General features: G+C 37.1%; 25 protein-coding genes and 1 pseudogene. 6 read left to right on the forward strand and 20 right to left on the reverse strand.

Annotation, left to right across the window (positions count from 1 at the left end):
* The 3 genes and pseudogenes from V7124_RS20820 to V7124_RS20830 form a co-directional block, all read right to left on the reverse strand.
* Positions 1 to 216: pseudogene (locus V7124_RS20820) on the reverse strand (hypothetical protein); the annotation flags it as partial.
* Positions 217 to 336: 120 nt separating this feature from the next.
* A complete protein-coding gene (gene pepF, locus V7124_RS20825) occupies positions 337 to 2124 on the reverse strand; it encodes an oligoendopeptidase F (RefSeq protein WP_335409313.1) in 1788 nt (595 codons plus the stop codon).
* A 143-nt stretch (positions 2125 to 2267) separates the two neighbouring features.
* On the reverse strand, positions 2268 to 4223 hold the full coding sequence (locus V7124_RS20830) for an LTA synthase family protein (protein WP_335493047.1): 1956 nt from the start codon (positions 4221 to 4223) through the stop codon (positions 2268 to 2270).
* A gap of 327 nt (positions 4224 to 4550) precedes the next feature.
* Here V7124_RS20830 and V7124_RS20835 point away from each other — a divergent pair, with 327 nt between their 5' ends.
* Positions 4551 to 4838: a hypothetical protein gene (locus tag V7124_RS20835; RefSeq protein WP_335409310.1), complete on the forward strand. Its 288-nt coding sequence runs from the start codon at positions 4551 to 4553 to the stop codon at positions 4836 to 4838.
* 71 nt (positions 4839 to 4909) lie between these two features.
* On the opposite strand, the gene V7124_RS20840 is transcribed toward V7124_RS20835, so the two are convergent.
* Positions 4910 to 5542 (reverse strand): LysE family transporter, encoded by a 633-nt coding sequence (locus V7124_RS20840; protein WP_335493050.1) that lies wholly within the window; start codon positions 5540 to 5542, stop codon positions 4910 to 4912.
* A 176-nt stretch (positions 5543 to 5718) separates the two neighbouring features.
* Here V7124_RS20840 and V7124_RS20845 point away from each other — a divergent pair, with 176 nt between their 5' ends.
* Positions 5719 to 6231, forward strand: coding sequence for a DUF3231 family protein (locus tag V7124_RS20845; protein WP_335493132.1), 513 nt, complete (start codon positions 5719 to 5721; stop codon positions 6229 to 6231).
* A gap of 45 nt (positions 6232 to 6276) precedes the next feature.
* Here V7124_RS20845 and V7124_RS20850 read toward each other — a convergent pair whose 3' ends face one another.
* From V7124_RS20850 to V7124_RS20880, 7 genes are all read right to left on the reverse strand, one after another.
* Positions 6277 to 6486, reverse strand: coding sequence for a hypothetical protein (locus tag V7124_RS20850; RefSeq protein WP_335493052.1), 210 nt, complete (start codon positions 6484 to 6486; stop codon positions 6277 to 6279).
* 6 nt (positions 6487 to 6492) lie between these two features.
* Positions 6493 to 7704, reverse strand: coding sequence for a GNAT family N-acetyltransferase (locus V7124_RS20855; RefSeq protein WP_335493054.1), 1212 nt, complete (start codon positions 7702 to 7704; stop codon positions 6493 to 6495).
* Positions 7705 to 7816: 112 nt separating this feature from the next.
* On the reverse strand, positions 7817 to 8626 hold the full coding sequence (locus V7124_RS20860) for an ABC transporter ATP-binding protein (protein ID WP_335493056.1): 810 nt from the start codon (positions 8624 to 8626) through the stop codon (positions 7817 to 7819).
* Positions 8627 to 8637: 11 nt separating this feature from the next.
* On the reverse strand, positions 8638 to 9405 hold the full coding sequence (locus V7124_RS20865; RefSeq protein WP_335493058.1) for an ABC transporter permease: 768 nt from the start codon (positions 9403 to 9405) through the stop codon (positions 8638 to 8640).
* Positions 9406 to 9462: 57 nt separating this feature from the next.
* Positions 9463 to 10497 carry an ABC transporter substrate-binding protein gene (locus V7124_RS20870; protein WP_335493134.1) on the reverse strand — a complete coding sequence of 345 codons (1035 nt, stop codon included), beginning with the start codon at positions 10495 to 10497 and terminating at the stop codon, positions 9463 to 9465.
* A 26-nt stretch (positions 10498 to 10523) separates the two neighbouring features.
* Positions 10524 to 10847 (reverse strand): 4Fe-4S binding protein, encoded by a 324-nt coding sequence (locus V7124_RS20875; RefSeq protein ID WP_335493060.1) that lies wholly within the window; start codon positions 10845 to 10847, stop codon positions 10524 to 10526.
* Positions 10848 to 10859: 12 nt separating this feature from the next.
* A complete protein-coding gene (locus V7124_RS20880; protein WP_335493062.1) occupies positions 10860 to 12485 on the reverse strand; it encodes an FAD-binding protein in 1626 nt (541 codons plus the stop codon).
* A 523-nt stretch (positions 12486 to 13008) separates the two neighbouring features.
* On the opposite strand from V7124_RS20880, the gene V7124_RS20885 reads away from it, so the two are divergent.
* Positions 13009 to 13788 (forward strand): alpha/beta hydrolase, encoded by a 780-nt coding sequence (locus tag V7124_RS20885; protein WP_335409299.1) that lies wholly within the window; start codon positions 13009 to 13011, stop codon positions 13786 to 13788.
* Positions 13789 to 13812: 24 nt separating this feature from the next.
* Here V7124_RS20885 and V7124_RS20890 read toward each other — a convergent pair whose 3' ends face one another.
* A complete protein-coding gene (locus V7124_RS20890; protein WP_335493065.1) occupies positions 13813 to 14772 on the reverse strand; it encodes a 2-hydroxyacid dehydrogenase in 960 nt (319 codons plus the stop codon).
* Between the two features lie 218 nt (positions 14773 to 14990).
* On the opposite strand from V7124_RS20890, the gene V7124_RS20895 reads away from it, so the two are divergent.
* The gene (locus tag V7124_RS20895) at positions 14991 to 15305 is read left to right on the forward strand and encodes a hypothetical protein (RefSeq protein ID WP_335409297.1); all 315 of its coding nucleotides are present in this window, start codon (positions 14991 to 14993) and stop codon (positions 15303 to 15305) included.
* Positions 15306 to 15375: 70 nt separating this feature from the next.
* On the opposite strand, the gene V7124_RS20900 is transcribed toward V7124_RS20895, so the two are convergent.
* The 6 genes from V7124_RS20900 to V7124_RS20925 form a co-directional block, all read right to left on the reverse strand.
* Positions 15376 to 15621 carry a hypothetical protein gene (locus V7124_RS20900; RefSeq protein ID WP_335409295.1) on the reverse strand — a complete coding sequence of 82 codons (246 nt, stop codon included), beginning with the start codon at positions 15619 to 15621 and terminating at the stop codon, positions 15376 to 15378.
* Between the two features lie 73 nt (positions 15622 to 15694).
* Entirely contained in the window at positions 15695 to 16999 is a 1305-nt protein-coding gene (gene brnQ / locus V7124_RS20905) for a branched-chain amino acid transport system II carrier protein (protein ID WP_335493068.1), read from the reverse strand.
* 164 nt (positions 17000 to 17163) lie between these two features.
* Complete coding sequence (locus V7124_RS20910) at positions 17164 to 17628, reverse strand: PTS sugar transporter subunit IIA (protein ID WP_335409294.1); 465 nt, start codon at positions 17626 to 17628, stop codon at positions 17164 to 17166.
* A 130-nt stretch (positions 17629 to 17758) separates the two neighbouring features.
* Entirely contained in the window at positions 17759 to 18109 is a 351-nt protein-coding gene (locus V7124_RS20915; RefSeq protein ID WP_335493070.1) for a hypothetical protein, read from the reverse strand.
* 113 nt (positions 18110 to 18222) lie between these two features.
* Positions 18223 to 19326: a Gfo/Idh/MocA family protein gene (locus tag V7124_RS20920; RefSeq protein WP_335493072.1), complete on the reverse strand. Its 1104-nt coding sequence runs from the start codon at positions 19324 to 19326 to the stop codon at positions 18223 to 18225.
* Complete coding sequence (locus V7124_RS20925; RefSeq protein WP_335493074.1) at positions 19327 to 20328, reverse strand: Gfo/Idh/MocA family protein; 1002 nt, start codon at positions 20326 to 20328, stop codon at positions 19327 to 19329.
* Between the two features lie 176 nt (positions 20329 to 20504).
* Between V7124_RS20925 and V7124_RS20930 the strand changes: the two genes are divergently transcribed.
* On the forward strand, positions 20505 to 21431 hold the full coding sequence (locus V7124_RS20930) for a DMT family transporter (protein WP_335493076.1): 927 nt from the start codon (positions 20505 to 20507) through the stop codon (positions 21429 to 21431).
* A gap of 12 nt (positions 21432 to 21443) precedes the next feature.
* Positions 21444 to 22001: a cysteine dioxygenase gene (locus V7124_RS20935; RefSeq protein WP_335493078.1), complete on the forward strand. Its 558-nt coding sequence runs from the start codon at positions 21444 to 21446 to the stop codon at positions 21999 to 22001.
* Between the two features lie 105 nt (positions 22002 to 22106).
* Here the strand turns inward: V7124_RS20935 and V7124_RS20940 are convergent, their stop codons facing one another.
* A complete protein-coding gene (locus tag V7124_RS20940) occupies positions 22107 to 23876 on the reverse strand; it encodes an ABC transporter ATP-binding protein (protein ID WP_335493137.1) in 1770 nt (589 codons plus the stop codon).
* Positions 23877 to 23916: 40 nt separating this feature from the next.
* A complete protein-coding gene (locus tag V7124_RS20945; RefSeq protein WP_335493081.1) occupies positions 23917 to 25680 on the reverse strand; it encodes an ABC transporter ATP-binding protein in 1764 nt (587 codons plus the stop codon).
* Positions 25681 to 25684: the final 4 nt, after the last annotated feature.

A 25684-nucleotide genomic window follows, 5' to 3' on the forward strand; every position in this document is an offset into this window, starting at 1 on the left:
GATAATAATAAGAGGAATAATCGTAAAGGAATTTTGAATAACCATGATCATAAATGTGAAGAAAAATTTTGAAAAGGTGTCTTCTTTTAATGATTCTGTAATGGAATCAAATTCACCATCTCTAAGTAATTGAAATATCTCAGTATTGTGAATAACTAAAAAGATAAAAATTATTATACCAATAAAAGATATGAATTTTTTCCAAATATTTATCACCTATTTCAAATTAAGGTAATCTGATAAGAGTAAATATATTCCTATTTCCATCATACCATGCAATTTATTTAGTGATAATATAATAAGATGCCACAAATATTTCGTGACACCTTATTACATTTATATAACTGCAAACTCTTCTACTAGTTCACCAAACTTTTTCATTGCATTTTCTATCGGTACTGGGGAAGTTAAATCTACACCGGTCTTTTTTAACAATTCAAGCGGGTAATCGCTGCTGCCGCTTTTTAAAAATTGTAGATAGGACTGTAACGTTTCTTGATCACCTTCGAGTATTTTAGTTGCTAAATGGATGGCTGATGCGAAGCCTGTTGCGTACTTATAGACATAAAATGGTCGATAAAAGTGAGGAATTCTTGACCAGCCAAATTTTACTTCATCATCAAATACGACTACATCTCCATTATATTCTCTAAACAAAGCTTCATAGGTTTGATTGAATATCTCCACATTTAATGGTGTACCGTTTTCTGCCAACTCATGAGTAATTTTCTCAAATTCAGCGAACATGACTTGAGTAAAGAAAGTACCCTTAAATTGGTCAATAAAATGGTTCAATAAATGCTTTCGAACCTCAAGTTCTTTTTCGCTATTCAACAAATAGTTGATCAATAAAATTTCATTAACAGTTGAAGCTACCTCTGCAACAAAAATACTATAACGGGCTGTTATCTGCGGCTGATGCTGCGAGCTTAATTTACTATGGACTCCATGACCACATTCATGTGCAAGCGTAAATAAACTGTCCAAATCATCTTGATGATTTAATAAAATAAATGGGTGTACTCCATATATTCCTAAGTTATAGGCACCTGAACGCTTGCCTGGGGTCTCGCGGACATCGATATACCTTAAGTCTTTAAATTCTTTTAGAATAGATACATACTCTTCTCCAAGAGGTGACAAAGCCTTAATCATTATTTCATAAGCTTTCTCGTATGAAATTTCCTGTTTCACTCCGTGTACCAACGGAACAGACATATCATATTGCCTAAGTTCATCTAGTTTAAGTTTCTTCTTACGGATTTCAGAGTACCTGTGAAGCGGTGCAATATTTTCTTTTGTGGCACTAATCAGGTTTTCGTATACTTCCTTTGGCACCATATCGCCGAAGAGCGCTTTTTCTAATGCCGATGGATATTTCCTTATTTTTGCTAGGGTCACGTTATTTTTGATGGCTGCAGACAGTGTACTCGCAATTGAATTCTTTAATTCTACATAAGGCTTATAATACGCTTTATACGCTTCCCTACGCTTATCCCTGTCTTCATCCTCGATTAATTTTGAGTACATCCCTCTAGTTAACGGAAGCTTTTCTCCATTGTCATTTGTAACTTCACCAAACTTAATATCTGCATTATTGATCATGCCAAAGGTTGTACTTGGTGCAGCCAACGCTTCACCTAATTGTGATAACACTTCTTCCTGGTCTTTACTAAGCACATGTTCTTTGTAGCGGAACGCTTCGAATAAATCCTCCTCAAAGTACTTTAGTCCCTCCTCTTTAGCTATATAGCAGCTTAAGATTTCCGTATCTAGACCTAATAAGTATGGCATGAAAAAAGAAGTTGAGGCACTCACCTTCACACTTAGTCCTTTTGCACGGTCTAATAATGATTGTGAATTTGCATTTCTTGTATCTTCGTCTACTTTCAGCATACTATAGGCATATACATGGCTGAATATATATGACAATTCTTCTCTTTGTTTTAAGTATTGATAAAGACTCTTACCATCATGAATGGCTCCGTCAAATTGCTTTAGTTTAGCAGCCATTTGTTCAACGTTTTGAAGATCGCGCTCCCATTTGCTTAAATCAGAATATATATCTTCTAGGTTCCATTTTTCATTTTCTGGCACTTCATTTCTGGAAGTATAGGTAGACATCGTTACCCCTCCTAAATAGATAATCGCAGTTAGTTTCATTCTTCATTTTTAGGTTCTAGACCTTAACTATATCACAAGTTTACAACAAAAAAATATAAAAAGGCTGCTTAGGAAATTCCCTAAACAGCCTGATTACTTTTTGGTTATTCGTTTGTTTCTTCACCATCTTGAGATGGATTATAGTTATATTGTGTACGGTCAATTGGTGTAAAGTTTTCAGGTGTGTAGAAACGTAATAAGTCACCATTAACTACTTTATCAGAAAGTGCTAATTTATTTTCGACGATATTTTGGAGATTGATTGCCTCTTCCATCCTAGTTTCATCAATTACCACTCCAGTAGCTGAGTCGTAATATTTACCATTTACAGCTGAAATGGTTGGACTCATAAAGCTGCCATCACGGAAAGGAACAAGATCATCATGCTGTTCAGATAATAGGTCAGTACCAAATTGTACAAAATCCTTGGTATCTGTTCCTAACAAGTGAAGCAGGGTAGGGAGAATATCAATTTGTCCGCCATATTCGTGGTTAACGCCGCCTTCCATCCCAGGTACACGAATAAAGAATGGCACACGCTGTAAACCAGCACTATCAAAATCAGTAATTTCTTTCCCTAGAACTTTTTCCATTGCTTTATTATGATTTTCTGAAATTCCATAGTGATCACCGTACATGACGATGACTGAATTATCATATAGACCTGATTCTTTTAGGTAATCAAAGAATTGCTTTAATGCTTCATCTGCATATCGAGCTGTTTGAAAGTACGTGTCTACAGACTTATCACCAGTCGTATGTGGTGCAATGGTCGCTTCTTCTTCAGCAAGCGGGTAAGGATAATGATTTGAAACAGTAATAAATTTTGTATAAAAAGGCTGAGGTAATGATTCCAACATCGGAATAGATTCCTCAAAGAATGGCTTATCCATAAGCCCATACTCGGCTAGGTCCTCTGGATTCATACTATAAGATTTTTCATCAAAAAAGTGATTATACCCAAATGATTTATAAATTTCATCACGGTTCCAGAAGCTTCCTGAGTTCCCGTGGAACACAGCAGAAGAATAACCCTGCTGACCTAAAATCGCTGGTGCCGATTGATACGTATTTAAACCTTTCGTTGTAAAAGCAGAACCCTGTGGTAATCCATATAATGAATTTTCAAGAATAAATTCGGCGTCAGCTGTTTTACCTTGGGCAGTCTGATGGAAGAAGTTATCAAAATAAAGTGTATTTTGATCCTTTGTTAATGAATTTAGAAACGGAGTTACTTCTTCTCCATGCAGCTTGTAATCAATAAGAAAGTTTTGCATCGATTCAAGATGTAAATAAATTACATTCATCCCTTTTCCAGCACCAAAGTAAGCTGGATTGGGCTCTGCGTAGTTAGCTTTGGTATAGTTAATTACTTCTGTCATATCGTCACTATTGGCCATAACTCTTTGTGCAGATGCCTTTGTACTTTTAACCGCATCATAAATAGTGTAGTTGTACATTCCTAGGTATTTGACAATATAGTTACGGTCAAATCCTCTTGTTAACAATTGTGGACGATCTGTTTCAGCTATCCCAAGATTTCCAAACGAAATAGCCAGTGATAATGAGAATAAAGCCGCTACCTTCCTACGGTTCATATCTTTGAATTCAATTTTCACAAAGCGAAAAGCAAGTAAAGCAATCAATAAAACGATGTCGATAAAGAAAAGGAAATCATATGGTCTTAAAAGACTAATCACACTGCCGCTTACATCGCCAAAGTTTTGGGTCTGAGTTAAAGTCGGTAACGTAATAAAGTCATTAAAGAACCTGTAATATACGACATTCGCAAATAATAGAAAGGATAAAAAGAAATCTATTACAAGTAGTGCAATATATTTTTTACGACCTTTAAATAGAAAAGCTAGTCCTAAAAATAATAAAGACGATCCTAATGGATTAATGAATAAAAGGAATTTTTGTAACGTATTTTCAATACCTAAATCGAATTGCGTTAATTGAGCTATATATGTTTTCATCCAAAGGAAGAATACAGCCAAAAAGAAAAAGCCAATATATTTATTTAAAATACCCCGACCCTTTTGAGTAAAGTTATTCATTTCTTACACCTGCCTTTTAGTAAATAATTAGTATGTTAGTTGAGTTTAGTTTAGTAGTTAGTAAATCCATCTTATATTTTATCAGTTAAATATTAAAAATCTATGAACAATATATGAAAACGAAGAGTAAAAATATAAAAGCAACACAAGAACAATATTATACGGAGTTTTTTCAAAATGTCAACTTAGTTTTTCTTGCTAGTAAACAATGCATTTTTGTTGAATTTTTTTTATTATATGTTATCATTGACTTAATTTTTATAATATTCGGTATATTCTAAATTAACACAGGAGAACGTTTTTATAATGATAAAAGGAGTGAGTTAAATGAATTCTACACAAAGCGGAACCTTACATCTAGGAAACATGGCCAATGAAAACGCAGTACCAACTAAGAAGGATGGAATAGTTTATGTAATTGCAGGATGGGTATTTTTTGCCATTTCCCTTTTGTTTATCCCGATTCTATTTGGCGCAGGGGCATTAATAATGGGCTATCTGACTTTTCTTAAGCGTAGTGAATTCCAAGGCATTATCTTAATGTTTTTTGCGGCAGTCGGGATAATACTCGGTTCACTCTATAGCTTTCTTGTAGCTGGAACGATGTTTATTTAATCAATACAAAAACTGACATGTGGATGAACATGTCAGTTTTTTTTTTAATATCAGCTTCTCCCTTTACTGGTTTAACCAAAGAGAGTATAAATCCCCTGATATCCAAAATAAAGTCCAAACAAAATCAGCGAAGCCCCTGAGATCATTGCTATAGCGATTAGGCTTTTAATCGTCAACAGTTTACGAAAGCCAGTGGTAAGGGCTGCAACAAATACATCCCATATGGTTAAACCAAGAAATATCATACTGCTATAAATTAACAATGATTCTGTTCCATACGTTTGAGCTGTCTTTGCTAAAACCGAGCCATATATCCCTAACCAAAATAAAACGGATAAGGGACTAGTGATTGACATAATAAACCCTGTAAAAAAACATTTTACTAACGACTCCTTATTTCTGCTATATGTAAGGGTTATAGTATTTGCATTTTTAATACTTTCCAATCCTGAATAAATGAGGATAAATCCGCCAAATAGCCATAGAAATATTTGAATAATGGGTATCCCCAAAAATTGGACCATACCTAAATATACAAGCAACATAAAGAATCCATCTGCAACCATCGAGCCAGCCCCTACAAGCCACGCATGCCAAAAGCCATTCTTTATTCCTTTATCTAATCGTGCAGAATTTACTGGACCTATTTGTGCTGCCAGTGTAAAGCCCAAAATGATGTAGCTCACTAAAATGCTAATACTCAAAAAAAAACACTCCACTCCTACCATAGTCTCAACTTGTACATTTTATGAAAAAAATTATGAGACATGTCCAAAATTTTTTTAATGATGTTTTAGCTTAATGGAAACCCTATTATTGTGCTTCAAGAAAGGTGGCACTTTAAATGAATAAATTTTCATACACACTAAGGAGGGCAATGATGGGAATTTTAAGCGGCAATCCTAAAGAAGAGCCTCTACACTATGGCGAAGTGTTTGATTTATGGTCTTCAGTATTAGCGGGCAATGGGATGATTGCAGGGTATCAAACCATGATTAATCATGCTGGTGATAGTGACTTAAAAAAATTACTAGGAGAAGCAATTGAAATTTGCCAGCAGGAAAAGAAACAAGTTGAGGAAATATTAAAAGAAAACGGTATTGGCTTACCTCCAGGTCAGCCTGAACCGCCTGAAGCATGTTTGGAGGATATCCCCGTTGGGGCACGAATTCCAGACCCTGCAATAGCAGCTGGGCTTTCAGCTGATATTGCTGCTGGACTTGTTTTATGCAGTCAAATCATTGGTAAATCCATCAGGGAAGATGTTGCGATGTTATATGGACAAGTCCATTTACAAAAGGCAGCACTAGGGGCAAAGGTACTCCGTTTAAATAAAGAAAAAGGGTGGCTGATCCCTCCTCCATTACATCTTAATAAGCATGGAGATTGTTAATTTGACTAAAAAAGGATGGACACAATGTGTCTCATCCTTTTTTATTTATTCATTTTCGTTATGGTCATCTTGATAATGTTCCTTTAAGTAAGTATTTTCGGGTGGAGCAAAATTAGCAGATAATAAACTCATCTCAGGATCCATTCCATATAAGCCTTCAAAAAGCTTATTTGCTTTCTGTTCACTATTAATTTTTCTTTCTTTGTTTTCTTCTTTCATCATCTCACCTCTTTCCAAAAGTTGATCAATTTTCACACTGCTTCAAAAGTAATCCGAAAAGTAGGGCGTCTGCCTCTCTATTATTTTTTCTAATAGCTCAACTGTCTTTTCATCGCTATTCAGTCTTGAAATGGCAGCTAAATAGGCAGGTCTTTTGTAACTAAGTAACATGGTCGTCAATGTCTGTATATCTATAGAAGCTGTTGGATCAATGCTGCTCTGTTTTAACTCCCCTCTACCTTCGGCGGAAACATGTAATGTAAATATTCCCTGATTCCATTCGAGCATTGGATCATCTAGCCTAAATGTTAATTGTATATCGGTACCTAATGCCCTAAATGGATATTGTGAAATAAACTGCTTGACGTCTACAATTCGTGCCATAAAATATGGAGAAATAGTTTCTTTTATGTCACCCTCCTCTAGCCAAAATGCTAAAGGTTCATTCATAAATATGTTCCCGACAACCTTTGATACCATAGAAAAATGGGCACTAATGAAATTCCAAAGTCCAATCCTTGCCTCCTGATTTATATGAATCATTTCTTTTATATGAAGCACATCCTCAGAAATCCAGTACAGTAGATACCCTTGTGGCTGGTGAGAAGCATCAAAATAAACAGCCGCCGTTAATTCATCTACGTCCCATCTCCAATACTCATCCCAGGCCAAATCATTTCGCATCATCGCGGCATGCATTTTGCTAGAGAAAAGTGTGTAAACGGTCCTGACGTCTGGATGCTCTATATTCAGCCTTTCCACATATCCCGGCACCTTCTTGATCTTTGGTAATTGAACGTCTCTAACCTCGAAGGTCATCTTATCTGAAATAATCTCCCACCCTCTTCGGCGGTAATAAGGAATTGAATAAGGAAACAAGTAGGAAATGGATTGCTTTCTTTGCTGCATATCAGAAAGGGCTTGCCGCATCAACTTGTACATCAGCCCCATGTTTGCGTATTCGGGATAGGTTCCGACTCCTGTCAATCCTCCCATCTCAAAGGTTCTTCCATAAATATTCACTTTAAATGGGTAAACAGCTAACTGTGAAACCAACTTATCCCCATCAAACCAGCCAAGCACATCTGCTTTGTCCAAAACTGGTTTTTTGGCTAGCGCTATTTCACGCTCTTCCCACCCAACCATTTGTAAATCCTTTTTTGTAACTTGAAACACATAACGTAATAATTGGTTGAACTGTTGAAAATGCTTCGTCTCCACATTCCCCATCTTGAGCCTGTCTAGTCGACCCATGCTGAATACCTCCACAAAGTCACTTAATACATCTAACTATTATTGTTTGCTTTAAAAGAAATAAGAATTCCCATAAAAAAGAAGCTGCCCATTAATATGAGCAACTTTACCATTAAATTGAGTAGTCTTCTGGAATTTTTCCTTTTTCGTTTTCGAAGAATAGATAAAATATTTGTTCGCGAATTTTTATAAAATCATGACTATTTCGGTCCCGAGGCCTTGGCAAAAAGATAGGAATTGTCTTTTGTATACGACCTGGTTTCTTAGACATTACAATAACCCGGTCACCTAATAAAACAGCTTCATCAATATCATGCGTAACCAATATCATCGTGATAGTTGATTGTTCACGAATTCGCAAAATTTCATGCTGCATTTGAATCCTTGTTAGTGCATCTAGTGCACCAAAAGGTTCATCAAGTAAAATAATATCTGGTTTTTTTACTAATGTCCGTGCAATAGCAACTCGTTGTGACATACCTCCCGAAAGCTCCCCTGGTTTTGCTTTTTCAAAACCTTTTAACCCAACTAATTCAATGTGCTCTGCTACTAAACTATTTCGTTGCTTTACAGGGAAATGTTCCAAACCAAAACCAATATTTTGCTCCACATTCATCCAAGGAAAAAGTCGATGATCCTGAAATACCATCCCTCTATCAGTACCGATTCCATTAATGATTTGATCATCAATGGTTATAGAACCATTAAATGAGCTATCGAGCCCAGCTATCAAGCGTAAAAGAGTACTCTTCCCACATCCACTAGAGCCGACAATCGTCAAAAACTCTCCTTCCTGAACTTCTAAATCAACATTATTTAAGACCTCTAGTTTGTTACCCCTTTGTTGAAATGACTTCGACAAATTGGATATTTTAATCTTCGGTTTATATGCTTCGTATTGAACTCTCGCTTGCGTGAGCATTTTCCTTCCCCCTATGATTTTATCCCTGGCTGCCATGAAAGGACACGTTTTTTGATGAATGTTATGAAGGTATCCATTGAAACACCAATCAAACCTATCATCGCCATACCAATCACCATGACATCAGGCTGAGATAGTTCCCGACCTTGCGTAATCCGATACCCTAAACCTGAATCAGAGGCAATTAATTCTGCAGCTACAACCGCCATCCAAGCTGCTCCAAGTCCTAATCTGAGACCAACAAATATGGAAGGCAGCGCGGCAGGGAAAATCACACTAAATAACACTTTCCTTTTACTGACACCCATTAGTTTAGATACTTCAAAATAACCTTTAGGCACTCCTTCTATTCCTTGTATGGTGTTTAATAGTATCGGAAAAAAAGCACTTTTAAAAATAATAATAACCTTGGAGGTCTCGCCAATTCCGAACCAAAGAATAATAATGGGGATCCAGGCCAACGGCGGAATCACCCTAATCGCATTAAAAACACCTGCAAAAAATCTATCAAAGCGAGTAAATAAACCCATCACTACACCAAAAATCAAACCAAAGAATACAGCTAAAAAAAATCCTTGAAGCATTCTACTTAAACTATTCCAGGTATCCCCTAAAAGGGTTCCATCGCCTATAAATAAAACAATCGTATTAAAAACTGCCAGTGGGGAAGGAATTAGGTAAGCACCGATAAATTCTTTTTCAGTAACATAAACCCATACCAGAACAATTAATAATGGAAGAACAATGGGCAAAATAAGCCGCACCAGCGATTTTTTCACATAAGCACCTCTAATCTTGAGTGAGAAAGGTTTTAACAAAACCATTTCTCGCCGCTATTATTCACTTAAAATCCAATCTTCTATTTCAAAGTCTTGTTTTATTAATTTTTGGTCTACTAAAAATTGTTTGGTTCCTTCTAATAGTTCGATCCCTTCTTTAGGGAAACTCTCTTCCCTGATATTTTCAAGCGGAATACTTTCCTTTACAACATCTAACTCCTGGGACGAAACTTTAGCAGCATACTGATAATATTCTTCCTCATGATCCTTTAAATCTTTTACCGCTTTCGTCCGGGTAGAATTCCAAACCGATAGGAATTTGGGATTATCGTCTAGGAATTTTTCCGTGGCGACGATGACAGAGGTCCCCGTTAATTCTGGTGTAGTTTTACTTGCTTGTAATACAAGAGGAAAACCGAGTTTCACATGTTTTGGACCCATATAAGTAGGAAAGGCATAGGCTTGAATATCACCCCGTTCCAGAGATGCAAGTGCATCTGGTGGGAATAATGAGACAAATTTCACATCATCTAATAAACCCTTTTCTTTTAGTAAACCTTGTAAAAAGCGAAACATATAGGAGCCATTTGCAGTCGCTACTGTTTTTCCTTTTAAATCTTCTAGTTTGGAAATTCCATTTTTCTTATTCGTTACTAGCCAAATATCTTGATAAATGTTTGCTAAGCCAATTAATTTCGTTTTTTGACCTGCACCCCTAGCCAATAATCCTGGAGTATCACCAAATATTCCTAAATCTATTTCTCCAGCGGCCATTGCTTCATTTAAGTTTGGACCATTGGGAAAAGCAAAATATTCAATATCCGTTATCCCGATCTTTTTTAAATCCTCTTGTAAAAAACCCTTTTCGATGGACCAGCCTTCAGCTCCTGAAACAGCTGGTTTTCCTTTACTCGTCGTTCCGGTCGAGTTAATATAACCAAGTCTAAGCGTTTTTCCATCCTCCTCGGTTTTTGGACCCTGGCTGTCTTCTTTTTTAGCCCCAGCGCTTGAGGCACCACCATTAGAAGTACATGCTGTTAAAAGGAGGGCAAATAGTAGTACAACCAAAACTAAATATTTGTTATCAACCATCTTCTTCAATTCTTTCCACACTCCAATTATTTAAGATAAAATTTATATGCTAGATCTTGATTAGCTGTAGATTTTTGTCCCTTCTCCCAACCAATGCTGTTACGGTAACTACCTATTAAACCTGTTGCTCTAATTTCTTGCTCAGAAATCCCAACAATCTCATCAGCGTTTGGAGATACATAAAGCGCTTTAGCCGGACAATAAAGTTCACACATATAGCAGGTCTGACAATCAAACTGCCGGGCTATTACGGGTGCTCTCCCCTCCCTTCTTTCAAAAACATTAGTGGGACAAACTTTTACGCACAAATCGCATTCGACACATTGGTCTTCTAATAAAATCTCTATCAAAATTTTTCCTCCTTATGTGTTTTGAAAAAGGGTAGACCGATTTACTTTTATCTCATCTAAACCACTGGTAATTAGTCGATAATGTTGGTTTTCATCTAGTTTAGGAAAGTCTAGTCTTTTATGCATCCCACGAGTCTCTTTTCTCTGCAACGCTGTTGTGTACATCCACCTTGATGTCGCTAACATAGCAGCAGATTCTCTCACTCGTACTATATTCCCATGGTTTTCTTGTAAACTTGTTTTCGCTTCGTCCCATAATTGGTTAAGGCGGAGTAAAGCAGGAGTTAGTTTCTCTTCTGTTCGAAACAGATTTTTGTCAAAAGGAGTAACTTCTGATTGAACCATTTTCGTTACTTCCGAAGCAGCGAGAAAATTTTTAGTGCTAGAATGTTCATTGATCCCAATAACCTGTTTTCTTATTAACGTTCGATCCTGACTATTTCTGTTGAAGGAAAATGCATACTTCGCAGCCGCTTCACCTGACCAGTAACCAGAAGAAATTGCCCAAGCTGCATTGTAGCTTCCTCCTCCAGTAAAGCCGCCGCAAATCAATTCCCTAGTAGCTGCATCACCGGCAGCATATAAACCAGGAACCGATGTGGCACATGTCTCATCCACAATTCGAATCCCCCCAGTCCCTCGTACGGTCCCTTCAAGTCGTAACGTTACTTCGAACCGATCCTCGAAAGGGTTTATGCCCATTCGATCAAATTGCACGAAGAAATTTGGTTGAGCAATTCGCATCCATTTTTGTAAATCAAGATCATTCTTAGCCTTATCTAACTGCGCAAATACCTTTTGACCCTCATGCAATTTTCTCGCAATAACCGATCGACCCCTTTGGGAGCCAGCCCCTTCTATAATCGATCCATCCTCATAGGTAAAAGAAGCCCAATTATAGAATGCTGTTTTTGTGATCGATGAGAATTTAGGTGTAATTGCATATGCGTTCGAAAACTCCATTCCAGAAAAATCTGCTCCAGCTTCAGAAGCTAACAGGTACCCATCACCCGTTAAAACATTGCAGCCTAGAGCCTTGCTTAGAAAGGCACATCCCCCAGAAGCAATGACAATCGAACTCGCCTGGATAGACCATGTCTGTAATGTTTGATTATTGATGCCTGCTGCACCTGCAACACCATGACTATCATACAAAAGCTCAAGTGCAGGGCTGTGATCAAGGATTGTCACTTTTGCTTTGTTCAATTTCCTTCTAATTAATCTCATATATTCAGGTCCTTGCAGACTTCTCTTATGTGCAACCCCATTTTCATCTACTGGAAATGGATAACCCCACTTTTCTAATTGATTCATATTTTCATAGGTGCGGTCCAGCACTCGTTTCATCCATTTACGTTCTGAAAGATAGCCTCCTAATGCTTCACGACTTTTCATCGCTTCTTCTCTTTTTTCTATTTCAGGTGGGATGTACCAAACACCACTTCCTGATGGAGCAGTCGCTCCACTTGTACCGCAATAGCCTTTATCTACTAAAATTACATTTGCCCCATTTTCTTTGGCTGTTAGAGCAGCCCACGCTCCTGCCGGACCCCCTCCAATTACCAGGACATCTGCCTTAAAACTTAAATCATACTTTTGATTTACCAGCTTATAAGACTGAGTAAACTCAATTGCCATATAGATCAGCTCCTTTGTTTTTGATGTAATCTGTTTATCAGTTGATTGGTTTTATCTAAGATAAAAAAAGGAGACATCCAATTAAAAATGGAAGTCTCCAGTGGTCTGGTCAACTTAGTTTGATATTGTATGATAAACGATTTTTTATAGCTTGCCTGAGATCCCCCCATTTTCAACTCTCCATTTCTTATAGTTAATAAAAAAGGCTCCTCCATTTTGCATTTGCAAAATTTAGAGGAGCCTTTGGTTGACCAATAGGCAAAAATTAACTTGTGATTTTTCCTGACATTACCCACTTGTTTACTTGGTATTGAAACTATAGTCTAAAATATACTTTGTAATGCAATTGTTGTCAATGACTTTTTTAAATATTTTGTTTTCACTTTTAAGCCGACTTGACACATCGGAATTATTGGCATATTCTAAGGGTACAAAATAATATTAAGCCCGTTTGACAACAAAAGGCACCTCTCTCTAGCGAGAAGGTGCTTTTTTAATAACTAAATGAGAGGAGTTATTGATCATGGTTGAAAAATACCCTGTATTACCTGGTGCAGAATCATTTTTCTTTAAAGGGAATGACATTGGAATTTTAATTTCACACGGTTTTGTTGGAACACCACAGAGTGTCAGGTATTTAGGCGAATACCTTGCATCTGAAGGATTTACAGTACATGGAGTTAGATTAAGAGGTCATGGGACACATTACGAAGATATGGAAAAGTGCAGCTACCATGATTGGATCCAAAGTTTAGAAGATGGTTATACACTTCTTCAACAACATTGCCGTGACATCTTCATTATCGGACAATCAATGGGTGGTACATTAACACTAAATCTATCTCAAAAACACAAAAATATTAGAGGGATTATGCTAATTAATGCAGCGATTAACTCCATTCCTCCAATGGAAAAGTTTAAAAATAAACAGTCCCCCCGTTTTGTACCAGAAGGAGACCCAGATATTAAAGCAAAAGATATTCATGAAATTACTTATCCAAAAGCACCAATAAAGTCCATACATCAATTATTTGATTTAATGGCTGAAACAACGAATAAACTTTCAAGTATTTCTTGCCCAGTATTGGCATTGCGATCAGAGGAAGACCACGTCGTTCCACCTGAGAACACAAATTTTATTTTATCTGGAATACAATCTGGAATAAAAGAAGTAGTTCCTTTATATAATTCTTTTCATGTTGCCTCAATGGATAATGATAAGGAGTTCATTGCTCAACATTGCACCCAGTTCATTAATAACCTTATTACTAACGAGAAAAAAAGAACTTCGCCTGTAAACTAAGCGAAGTTTTTTTTTACTCAATACTTATTTTATTAAATTGGGCGGTATATTTCCTTGTAACCCAGTTATTAAGTTTGTTGCTGCTGTCATGGCCATTTTAAATCGAGTTTCATAGGTTGCCGATCCTATATGGGGCAACGTTACAACATTATTCATGGACAACAGTGGGTTGTCCTCTTTTACTGGTTCTTGCACAAAGACATCGAGTCCCGCACCATATATTTGGCCGGTTTGAAGTGCGTGAATCATAGCTTCTTCATCGACTGTTTTCCCTCTCGAAGCGTTAATAAATATCGCCGACTCCTTCATAAGCTCGAACTCTCGTTTCCCGATTAAATGAACCGTTTTCGGAGTTAATGGTGTCATTAAACATACAAAATCAGACTTCCTTAATAATTCCTCGAGTGAACAATAGGTAGCCCCATACTTTTCTTCTGCCGCTTCGTTCCGTGATCGGTTATGATATAAAATCTCCATATCAAATCCAAAATGGGCTCTTTTAGCGACATCAGAACCAATTCCTCCCATACCGATAATTCCTAACACTTTATGATGGACATCGACCCCGTACCATTTTTCTTCAAGACCTGATTTCCACTGGCCCGTTTTAACCCTATGATCTAATTCAGGCATTCTCCTTGCTGTAGAAAGAATTAATCCCATAATCGTATCCGCAACAGTGTCATTTAAAACTTCTGGTGTATTGGTCGCCATGATTCCCCGCTCGGCTAAAGCTGACAAATCAAAATTGTCATAACCAACAGCAATATTACAGACAATTTTCAAAAGTGGTGCTTGGTCTAATAACTCAGCATCTACTTTCAAACCAGAACCGATTAACCCTTCTGCGTCCTTTAGTTCTTCAAGAAATATAGGATATGTATCTGAATCAAGTTTCTCAAAATAAATAACATCGCAAGTATCTTCAATAAATTCTAATACTTTTTTATCTACCTTTTTATATATGATAACTTTTGACTTCAATGTTATAACCCCATTTCCTAATTTCAACAAATTTAATTATATAGTAATAAAAACCAAAAACATACAAATACTTGAGGATATTCACCTTCCTACCATAAAAAATAAAGCATTCAGACAGAAAATTTGAATGTTACATAATACCGTGTTAAGATAATATTATGTAACATCATAGCTCTGGCCTTAAGATACAAAAAATAAGGTTAAGGGAGGCTTTAACTGTGGGTATTGGGTTAGCAATAATTTTGTTAACGTACATGTTACTATTAGTGATGTCCTATCAGACTCTTATTTTCATCAATGCAAAGGATGAAAAACGTGGTTATTTTATTATTAACAAATCCTATAAACATGCTTACTCTATTCTGCTATTTGGAATACTTATCGTGATTACTTTGATAAAACTTCCCCATGTTCCGATTGATAATGTAACCATTAGCTATCTCCTTCTATCAAGTAAGTTTATTTCTGTGGTTACGTTAGCAGTCAGTATTTTCTTATTAAATAAAAAATATTTTGGTGAACAGCAAAACTGATTTTTCCAAATATAGAAAACAGCCTCCTCCTGGAAGGGAAGCGGCTGTTTTCTGCATTGAATATATTTCCTTACTCAAGGACCAAAAAATATTGAATTTGATTAGGCGAAATCGGAGTAATGGTTTGTATCTTATAACCGATACTTAGTAGTTGTGATAACGTTTCAGCACAATTATCTCGAGGTGGCTCGATTGGTGCATGGTAGCTTTTAAATATGTTTATAAGCTGATTATTTGTCGTGCAATGAAGCAAAATCACATGCCTGCCAGTCCAAGCTTGACCTATCATTGGTTGTACTTGTCTAATCCTTCTCACATTGTTACACCCTCACTTTTTGGTACTATAGTTTATGTAAGAGGCCTAGTCCATAGTTCCACAAGTAGCCAATTTATCTAAGTCGTCTTACCCAACTTAAACTGTACCCAACAATTAAACCAATGAGTGCAGGGCTAATCCACCCAATTCCTTCGATATAAAATGGTAAAATATCCAAAACACCACTTAAGGTATTTTCGAGGAATACATTATTAATCGTATCTATAATACTAAATACTGCAACAAATCCAATAACAGAGATATAAATATATCGATTTTGATTAATCAAATCATCCAATAGACCTAAAATGATGAGGACGATTGCAATTGGATAAACCATTCCTAGAATTGGTACAGAAATCTGCAGGATCTGTGTTAATCCTAAATTTGCTATTGCAGTACTGATAACTGCTAAAATGATGACCCAAGTTTTATAACTCACCTTTGTAATCACGTTAGAGAAAAATTGGCTGCATGAAGTTATTAAACCAATTGACACACAGAAACATGCTAATGTAAAAACGATCCCTAAAAGAAATGTTCCGCTTTGTCCAAACAGGTACGTCATGATGTTGGACAGGATAATGGCTCCATTTTCTGCCTGCCCTAAGGAAGAGTTAGCCGCTCCTAAATATCCTAAAATTAGATAAATTACTGCTAATAAAAATCCTGCGCCCAAACCTGCGTACATCATGTAGCGTGACTTATTTTTTGAATCAACAACCCCTTGTGCTGTCAGTGTATTGGCGATTACAATCCCAAATGCAAGAGCAGCTAAGGCATCCATGGTCAGATATCCTTCTACTATTCCTTGGAATAAAGGATTATCACGATAATTCCCTGTTGGTGATTCAAATGAACCGATAGGGTCGATTAAGCTCTTAACAAAAATAATAGTAATAAGCGCTAAAAGAATTGGAGTCAAAAATTTCCCAAATAAATTAATTAGTTTTGAGGGATACATACTTAACCACGCGGCTAATCCAAAAAACACAATTGAATAAACGAATAAAGAGACGGGGTTATCAACTAAATTTTCTGGCAAAAAGGGAGCAGCGCCCATTTCAAAAGCAAGGCTTCCTGCACGAGGAATCGCTAGTCCCGGACCGATTGCGATATAAATAAAAAATGGAAATAGTAATGCAAAAATAGGGTGAACTCTTAAATTTAATTCGTTAAAACTCCCTGCCTTAGCTACTGCAATAACACCTAAAATAGGAAGTCCAACTGCAGAAACGATAAAACCAGCGAGAGCAATCCAAAGTTGATCCCCAGCTGAATGGCCGAGGAAAGGGGGGAAAATGAGATTACCTGCACCGAAAAACATAGAAAATAACATAAAACTAATAAAGACAACTTGCTTTGCAGAAAAATTCATTGTATTCTCCTTAGATGTAAAAATATTATTTCATTATAACAAATTAGTATGCCTTATCAAATGTTGAAATAAATATCTTTCATTTCTGCGAAAACACAGCAAAAAAGGTTAAGAAACGAGCCTAAAAAAAGAGCAAACTCTTATAAAGTTTGCTCTTTCTGTCTTTATTTTATCTTTACTTCTGAATCTTCAATTACTACTTTTTCATTTTCAGCCAAGTTGGTAAAAATCACTGGGGTAATAATTGAAGGTACTTTGTCTTTAATCAATTCAAAGTCTACTTCAAGGAGCTTTTGTCCCTTTTTGACCGACTGACCATCACTGACAAATGAGGTAAATCCTTCACCATTAAGGCCTACTGTTTCAAGTCCAACGTGGATTAGAATTTCTCTGCCATTTGTGGACTTTAGGCTAACTGCATGTTTGGTAGGAAATACACTGATTACTTCTCCATCAACTGGAGAAACGACCGTCCGATTTGTTGGCTTAATTGCAAAACCATCGCCAATCATTCTTTGTGAAAATACGGGATCTGGAACATCTTCTAGTGGTACAATTTCGCCTTCTAATGGCTGTAAAATGGAAGGATCATTTTCAACCTTTTTACTTTTGAAAAAGTTTTTAAACATATAAAAGACCACCTTTTTTCTTAATCAATGTTGTCATTTTCATTTACCCAATTATTATTTTCACCTAATAGCAATACTTTTTCAAAACATACGCTCACTTACCTGTTTTTACTAAATGAATAACGGCACTTTATGCTATTTTACTAAAAGAACTGCTAAGGTTCTTAAGGGTATATACTCTTGCAGATATAATAAATAGTTCATTATGATTCTTCTTTACGTATTCATCAATAATATTAATCCCTTGGTTAAATTGATTCACTAGATAATAAGTATACTTTTCATCCCCATCAAACTGATTTATTCGTAATAGTTCATCTGCGAGTATTTGAAACTTATACTCTTCAATAATAAGTTTGATTTGGTGAAGTTTATTGTGATCAATTCTGAAATTGTTTTTATTTTTTTGATCTTGAATAAATTTTATAAAACCTTTAATGTTTTGTGCTAAGAAAATTGCCTTTTGCATTTCAAATTTCATTTTCCCATCCCCTCAATATCTCTTTTATGAAAAGTGTATGTGTATTGAGGATTTTATGACACCGCCCATTAAAAAAAAGAAGCTGTTCAAAAATTTGAACAGCTTCACGGATATTAGGAATCCATTTTTTCGTGTAATAATTTAAGATATTCATCTGGATCAACAGGAATTTCCACTGTCTGTTTCAACCAAGAAGATAAATAAATGGCATTGACCATCTCAACAACCTTTAATCCTTCATCGCCAGGTGAAAGCAATGGTGTGTCTTTCAAGATTGCATCGATCCAGTTTTGAATAATACCTATATGATTTAAATATTCACCTTTCACAGGTATATCAATTTTCCAGGCCTCAGGTTCCCCAAAGCCACCTTTATAGGTGGCATTAAACTCTCTTTCTGACTGTGTTAAACGGAAGAAAGTAAGTTTATTATTTTCAATTACCAGTTTCCCGCGATCCCCAACCACTTCAAAGCGATTTGTTCCAGGGGCTTCACCGGTTGAAGAAATAAATACTCCTGTTGCACCATTTTCATATTGAAAATAAGCGGTAACATCGTCTTCTACCTCTATATTGTGGTACTTGCCGGAATGACAAAAAGCATGTACATTCTTTAATTCCATCCCTGTGGTCCATTGCATTAAGTCTAATTGGTGAGGTGCTTGATTTAATAAAACCCCGCCGCCTTCACCGCTCCATGTTGCTCTCCAGCTGCTGGAATCGTAATAACTTTGTGAGCGGTAGTTATCTGTACTAATCCAATTTGTCCGCTTAATTTCACCCAGTTCTCCAGATTGTATAAGACTGCGTAATTTTTGAAACATTGGGTTTGTTCTTTGGTTGTACATCATTGCAAATGTTTTGCCAGATGCTACCGCTGCCTCGTTCATTTCTAATACATTTTTCGTAAATACTCCCGCCGGTTTTTCCAAAAGAACATGGATTCCTTTAGCAAAGGCTTTAATTGCTAAATCCGGGTGACTGAAATGGGGTGTAGCAATAATAACAGCATCCAATTCTGAATCGTTAAAAAAAGTATCTTCATCCGTATAAAATTTTACGTTTGCAGACAAATTGTCTTTAACCCATTCTGACTGTTTCTCCCGTCCACAAACCGCAGTTAACATGGCTCCATTAACTTGTGCTTTATCCAACTGATGTGCATAAACCTTACCCATAATTCCTATCCCAATTAAACCAACTTTAACTATGCTCATCTACTTTACCTCTTTCCGATAAAAGTTCTTTACTATTTCATCCATGACCCAGCTCGTTCTCGCACCTGACACTCCTGTGCTAGGACAATGACAACCATCTCCGGTTAACTCTTTCACAATGGTTTCCACTAGAGGTTGATGGACATGCTGCGGCGGTTCGAAGCTAAACTCTTCTCTTCCTTTATCTGTTATCAAAACAACCGGATCATTGCCAAAGGTTGAAAAGGTTATTTTCCCCTTACTACCGATAATTTCATTTACATCCACATGTTCAAAAGCAGTAAAACACCAATTACCGATTCCGTGGACCCCTGATTCAAAACGATAGGTAGCTGATACGATATCCTCCGCATGATAATGTCCGGCTTGATTGGATGCAAACCCTTGAACAGATTTTATTGGACCCAATAAGTAGTCTAATATGTCTAATGTATGGCTTCCTAAATCAAAAAACAGCCCTCCTCCAGCCAATTCAGGCTGAACTCTCCAAGGAATTTGTTTTGAATTTACTATCTCTTCAGAAGCCGGTTGATACTGGGTTGTAGAGACATACCGTATGTCTCCAATAACATTATGTTCTAAGAGCTCTTTTATTTTTAGAAAACGGGCTTGCCCTCTCCGATAGTAGGCTACATATAGAGGCACTCCAGCATTCTTGCATGCAGAAATCATATCTTGGCATTCTGCAAAATTCCTTGCCATCGGCTTTTCTACGTAAACCGGTTTCCCCGCCTGTGCTGCCAAAATGGTGTATTCCTTATGTGCTCCTGGTGGTGTTGCAATATAGATAATATTGACATCAGGATCATTTATAAGCGCCTCGGCATCATCGTACCATTTAGGAACTTTGTGCCGTTGTGCATAATCCTTAGCAAGTTCTCCTGTTCTTCGCATAACAGCAACCAATTTAGAGTTTTCAACCTTTTGGAATGCTGGTCCACTTTTAACTTCTGTTACATCACCGCAGCCAATTATTCCCCACCGGACATTTTCAAAATTCAAAGGTGTTTCCTCCCTAATACATAGCTATTTGTATTTATGTAAAAATAGTAATGTTTCTTATATTATACATGCCGTATATGTGGAAAACATAGCTTTTTTGTCTAATACAATCATCTTCTTACTGGACAAGCATAAGATTGATTAACGATCTTTTTGTTCTGAAGGGGTTGCTATTGATGACTTCTAATAGGTTGAAGTTTACTGCATCGATGTATGCGATGATGTCGATAAGTTTTTGGGGAGTTTCTTTTGTTTCAACAAAGGCCGTACTAGGAATACTTGATCCCTATTCGTTACTCGTTATTCGCTTTGGAATTGGAGCCTTATTTTTGTTCTTGTTATTACTTATGCAGCGTTATAGTCTACTTGTCTCCATAAAATATATCCCACATTTAATGATTCTTGGCATTCTAGGGGTATTCGTTCATCAGTTGCTCCAGGCAACTGCATTATTGACGATCGATGCTTCTTCAGCGGGATGGCTCATTTCATTTTCCCCTATCTTTACAGTTATTCTTTCAATTCTTTTTTTGCATGAAAAAATGAGTATTATGAAGTCTATTGGAATGGTGCTGGCTATTACAGGGGTGATACTAGTCACAACGACAAGAAGTGGACAATCCTTCCAACTCTCTATGAACATAGGTTTCCTTCTTATGATTTTGAGCACATTAAATTGGGCTGTTTATTCGGTCCTATTAAAAAGCTTAAAAATTCCCTATCCCCCGATTGTCGTGACATTTTATATGTGTTTACTAGGCTTGATACTTACTACACCTTTAATTATCCGAAACAGAGGCTGGGAGACCCTTTCTCTGTTGAACCATTTAGAGTGGGCTCATTTGTTATTCCTTGGTGTCTTTGTATCAGGTATCGCCTATTGGTATTGGGCGAAAGCACTTGAAATTTTAGAAGCCTCAAAAGTGTCGATGTTTCTATATTTGGAGCCAATCGCAACCTTAATTGCCGCAGTTTTGCTTTTAAATGAAAAAGTTTTTCTCATAAGTGTTGTGGGAGGAATCATAATTATTATTGGAGTGATTATTGTTAACGGTCAGCTTGTGCCTATGTTGTTCAGTTCCCTCAAGAAAAAACGACCATAGGAGGACAGCTTTATGACATTATTAGGAAGGATTAAGAAGGTCTTGGACCCATTAAAAAGCCCTTCTAAAGCAGAGCTAAAAAACGCCCTATTACAGCTGAATATAAACCTAGATGATCTTTATGACTTGCCAGAACCATCAGAAGGAAAACCGTACAATCGAAAGCTTCTTTATAAAAATGAAGAAGTTGAACTGCTTGTGATGAATTGGTCGCAGTTAGAATGTGCTCCGCACGATCATGGCCATTCGCATGGCTGGATACAAGTTGTCTACGGTACTTCCCTTAACTCGGTCTTTGAGGTAAGAGGGAATGGGTTACCCACAGAATTGTTTCATCAGTATCATCATCAAGGAAATTATTTTTTCGCCCCCAAAAAGGCGATCCATAAAATGCAAGCTTCCAACAATACAGATATGGTTACTCTCCATCTTTATTCTCCACCCATTACCGGGATGATCGTTTATGACCTAGAGAAATGTGCTGCATGTGTGGTATCGGATGATTGCGGAGCATGGTGGCCCGATGAACAGTATCAGAAGTTAAAAGAGATCAGATTAAAGAAGAATTAAGTTTCAAGTTATTTACGTCTGGTTGGAAAATAAAAATGAACAAAAATAAATAATCCTGAGGATAAATTTTTCTCAGGATTATATTCTATTACTATTCATTTTATATTACGAAACATGTTCAAACTGACTATTATAAAGCTCAGCATAGAATCCATTTTTCGATAGTAATTCCTCGTGATTTCCACTTTCAATAATGTCTCCATCCTTCATAACAAGGATTAAGTCGGCATTTTTGATCGTTGAAAGTCTGTGCGCAATGACAAATGAAGTTTTGCCAACTGTCAAATTGTCCATTGCCTGTTGAATCAAAACTTCCGTACGGGTATCAACCGAACTTGTTGCCTCATCCAAAATCAGTAATGGTTTATTATCAACCATCGCCCGAGCAATCGTTATAAGCTGTTTTTGACCAGAAGATAGATTGGCTTTATCATCCAAGATCGTGTCATAACCTTTCGGAAGAGTTTTAATAAAGTGATGGAGACCAACAGCTCTACAGGCAGCCTTTACTTCTTCATCGGTAACTCCCTTTCTAGAATAGACGATATTTTCTAGAATCGTTCCTTCAAACAGCCAAGTGTCTTGAAGAACCATGCTAAATAAATCGTGAATATTTCCCCGAGTGAGTTCATGGATCGGAACTCCGTCAATCAAAATCTCTCCGCCATTAATTTCATAAAAACGCATCAGCAGATTAACTAAAGTTGTCTTACCGGCACCAGTAGGACCGACAATCGCGACTTTCTGTCCTGATTTTGCAACAGCCGAAAAGTTTTTAATAACCATCTTTTCTTCGCTATATCCGAAGCGGACATTCTTGAATTCAACATCACCTGTTGCTGTTTCAAGCTTTTTTCTTTTTTCACTTTCATTGGCGAGCTCTTCTTCAGCAAGAAATTCAAAAACTCGTTCACTTGCAGCAGCGGTTGCCTGGAGATTTGTAGCTGCCTGGGCCATCTGAGTGAGTGGCTGAGTAAATAATCGAATATAAATCATAAAGGCAACAATAACACCAAATGAAATCATACCATTCACGGCAAGCGCAGCTCCAACAATACTCACCACCACATAGCCAAAATTCCCAATAAACATCATTAAGGGCATCATCAGCCCTGACATGAATTGTGATTTCCATGCACTATTATATAGTCTGGTGTTAATCTCATGAAAGGTGTCTCTTGCTTCTGTTTCTGCGTTATACACCTTGACAACATTATGACCTGAATATGTTTCTTCAATGTGCCCGTTCAGTAAGCCGAGCTCTTTTTGCTGTTCGGCGAAATATTTTTGAGATTTTGAAATGATAAAGGTCATTAAAGCAAACCCTAATATGGTAGAAACGATTGCTGAAATGGCCATAATCCAGTTTGTGTAAAACATCATGATGAGTGAGCCAACGAACATGGTGATCGCTGAAACAAGTGTACTTATGCTCTGGTTCATCGTTTGACCGATCATATCAACATCATTCGTAACACGACTTAGTATATCCCCTGTACTAGTAGAGTCAAAGTACTTTAAAGGGAGACGATTAATTTTCGTTGAAATATCCGTTCGTAATTTTTTTGAAACTCGCTGTGTGACTGTGGCCATAATGAAGCCTTGAATATAGTTAAACAAAAATCCTAAGCCATATAGGAAAGCAAGAATACTTGCCACGCTGACCACCGCATCAAGATCGATGCCTGTCATCAATCCCTCGGTTATCAAATCTGTTATGTCTTTAAGCATTTCTGGACCAATAATATTGAAAATTGCACCTGCCATCGCAAGGACCAAAGCAATAATAATAATCGGTAAATATAATTTACAATAGGAGATAAGCTGTTTGAACGTTTTCTTAAAATCTTTGGCTTTCGCGCCGCGGCCTCCCATTCCTTCCGGAGGTGTATTTCTATTATGGAGACTAATTTTTTTAGCCAATTTCAAGCTCCTCCTTTGATAACTGAGAATAGGCAATTTCCTGGTAAACCTCACAATTTCTCATTAGCTCATGATGTGTACCAATACCCACAACTTCGCCAGCTTCCAACACAACGATTCGATCTGCATCCTTAATGGTACCGATCCGCTGTGCCACAATTAGTGTAGTTGCATCTTTTGTTTCTTTTTTAAGTTCCGTGCGCAATACTCGATCCGTCTTGTAATCTAGTGCTGAAAAAGAGTCATCGAAAATATAGATTTCCGGTTGTTTATATACTGCACGTGCGATGGATAGTCTTTGTTTCTGTCCTCCAGAGATATTGGTACCTCCTTGTGCAATCACTGCATGATATTGATCTTCCATTTTTTCAACAAATTCTTTGCCTTGTGAAATCTCAACTGCCTTCTTGACCGCCGATTCACCTGATGACATCTTTCCATTGTCCCCATAAGCGACATTCGAAGTAACGGTACCACTAAACAAAACTGCTTTTTGGGATACATAACCAAGTTTATTGCGTAACGACTGCTGGGTATAATTTTTCACATTGACACCATCAACCAAAACTTCCCCTTTTGTTGCATCATAATAGCGAGGAATAAGATTGAGAAGTGTACTTTTACCACTGCCAGTTGAGCCAATAAACGCCACTGTTTCACCTTTACTTGCAGAAAAACTAACATTATGAAGGATATACTCGGCAGCATCAGGATATTTAAAACTTACATTTCGGAATTCAACTTCTCCAGAAAGGCCATTTTCCCCTTTTGTCTCGTTGCCATCAATGATTTTTGCTTCAGTATCAAGTACCTCTGTAATTCGTTTAGCAGAAACGGAGGCACGAGGTAGCATGATAAACACGAATGAAAGCATCATAAAGGCCATAATCACTTGCATGGCATAAGACGAGAATACCACCATGTCAGAGAACAAGGATAATTTATCCTGCAGTGCAGCACCATTAATTATAAAAGCACCAATCCAATAGATTGCTAGACCCATACCTGACATTATGATTCCCATCGTCGGCATCATAATCGCCATCATTCGGCTGGTAAAAAGATTTGTTTTTGTAAGGGCGCTGTTCGCTTCTTCAAATTTCTCTTCCTGGTATCTTCCTGCGTTGTAGGCATGAACAACACGAATACCTGTCAGGTTTTCTCTTGTTACCCGATTCAAGTTATCTGTTAAACTCTGGATGATTCTGAATTTTGGAAGAGCAACTAAAATAAGAATAGACAGCATGATTAGCAGGAATAAAACCGCAAATCCGGTAGCTGCCGTCCATTGCCAGCTCTTTCCCATAATTTTTAAAATTGCCCAAACGGCTAAAATCGGCGCCTTCACCATAGCTTGAAGTACCATTGCGATAAGCATTTGTATTTGAGTAATATCATTTGTGGATCGTGTTATCAGGCTAGCTGTTGAAAAACCATTGATTTCTTCAATGGAAAAAGACATTGTTTTCTCAAACACCATTCCCCGCAGACGAACAGAATAGCCCGCTGCAACTTTGGCTGCAAAAAAGCCAACAATGATTGAAGCGATCATACTGCCAACCGCGCACAAAATCATATAACCGCCTTGAATGAGCACATCGCTCATCTTACTTCCTTCTGTCTGAACAAGAATGGTAATTTCACGCATGTAATCAGGGAGCTTTAAGTCAAGATACACCTGTGTCACAATGAATACCAAACTGAACATAATTAACAGGTAATCTTTTTTCTGCAGATATTTAAAAATTCTCAGCATGTAT

Source organism: Neobacillus niacini, assembly GCF_036961885.1.
Taxonomy (GTDB): Bacteria; Bacillota; Bacilli; order Bacillales; family Cytobacillaceae; genus Neobacillus; species Neobacillus niacini_H.

What these genes read in the sequence shown, in the direction of transcription:
- V7124_RS20880 (WP_335493062.1), bottom strand. Translation starts at nt 12,485, where the DNA reads ATGGCAATTGAGTTTACTCAGTCTTATAAGCTGGTAAATCAAAAGTAT.
- V7124_RS20870 (WP_335493134.1), bottom strand. Translation starts at nt 10,497, where the DNA reads ATGGTTGATAACAAATATTTAGTTTTGGTTGTACTACTATTTGCCCTC.
- V7124_RS20935 (WP_335493078.1), top strand. Translation starts at nt 21,444, where the DNA reads ATGACATTATTAGGAAGGATTAAGAAGGTCTTGGACCCATTAAAAAGC.
- V7124_RS20920 (WP_335493072.1), bottom strand. Translation starts at nt 19,326, where the DNA reads ATGAGCATAGTTAAAGTTGGTTTAATTGGGATAGGAATTATGGGTAAG.
- pepF (WP_335409313.1), bottom strand. Translation starts at nt 2,124, where the DNA reads ATGTCTACCTATACTTCCAGAAATGAAGTGCCAGAAAATGAAAAATGG.
- V7124_RS20885 (WP_335409299.1), top strand. Translation starts at nt 13,009, where the DNA reads ATGGTTGAAAAATACCCTGTATTACCTGGTGCAGAATCATTTTTCTTT.
- V7124_RS20915 (WP_335493070.1), bottom strand. Translation starts at nt 18,109, where the DNA reads ATGAAATTTGAAATGCAAAAGGCAATTTTCTTAGCACAAAACATTAAA.
- V7124_RS20860 (WP_335493056.1), bottom strand. Translation starts at nt 8,626, where the DNA reads ATGCTCACGCAAGCGAGAGTTCAATACGAAGCATATAAACCGAAGATT.
- V7124_RS20930 (WP_335493076.1), top strand. Translation starts at nt 20,505, where the DNA reads ATGACTTCTAATAGGTTGAAGTTTACTGCATCGATGTATGCGATGATG.
- brnQ (WP_335493068.1), bottom strand. Translation starts at nt 16,999, where the DNA reads ATGAATTTTTCTGCAAAGCAAGTTGTCTTTATTAGTTTTATGTTATTT.
- V7124_RS20855 (WP_335493054.1), bottom strand. Translation starts at nt 7,704, where the DNA reads ATGGGTCGACTAGACAGGCTCAAGATGGGGAATGTGGAGACGAAGCAT.
- V7124_RS20835 (WP_335409310.1), top strand. Translation starts at nt 4,551, where the DNA reads ATGAATTCTACACAAAGCGGAACCTTACATCTAGGAAACATGGCCAAT.
- V7124_RS20940 (WP_335493137.1), bottom strand. Translation starts at nt 23,876, where the DNA reads ATGGGAGGCCGCGGCGCGAAAGCCAAAGATTTTAAGAAAACGTTCAAA.
- V7124_RS20830 (WP_335493047.1), bottom strand. Translation starts at nt 4,223, where the DNA reads ATGAATAACTTTACTCAAAAGGGTCGGGGTATTTTAAATAAATATATT.
- V7124_RS20910 (WP_335409294.1), bottom strand. Translation starts at nt 17,628, where the DNA reads ATGTTTAAAAACTTTTTCAAAAGTAAAAAGGTTGAAAATGATCCTTCC.
- V7124_RS20845 (WP_335493132.1), top strand. Translation starts at nt 5,719, where the DNA reads ATGGGAATTTTAAGCGGCAATCCTAAAGAAGAGCCTCTACACTATGGC.
- V7124_RS20945 (WP_335493081.1), bottom strand. Translation starts at nt 25,680, where the DNA reads ATGCTGAGAATTTTTAAATATCTGCAGAAAAAAGATTACCTGTTAATT.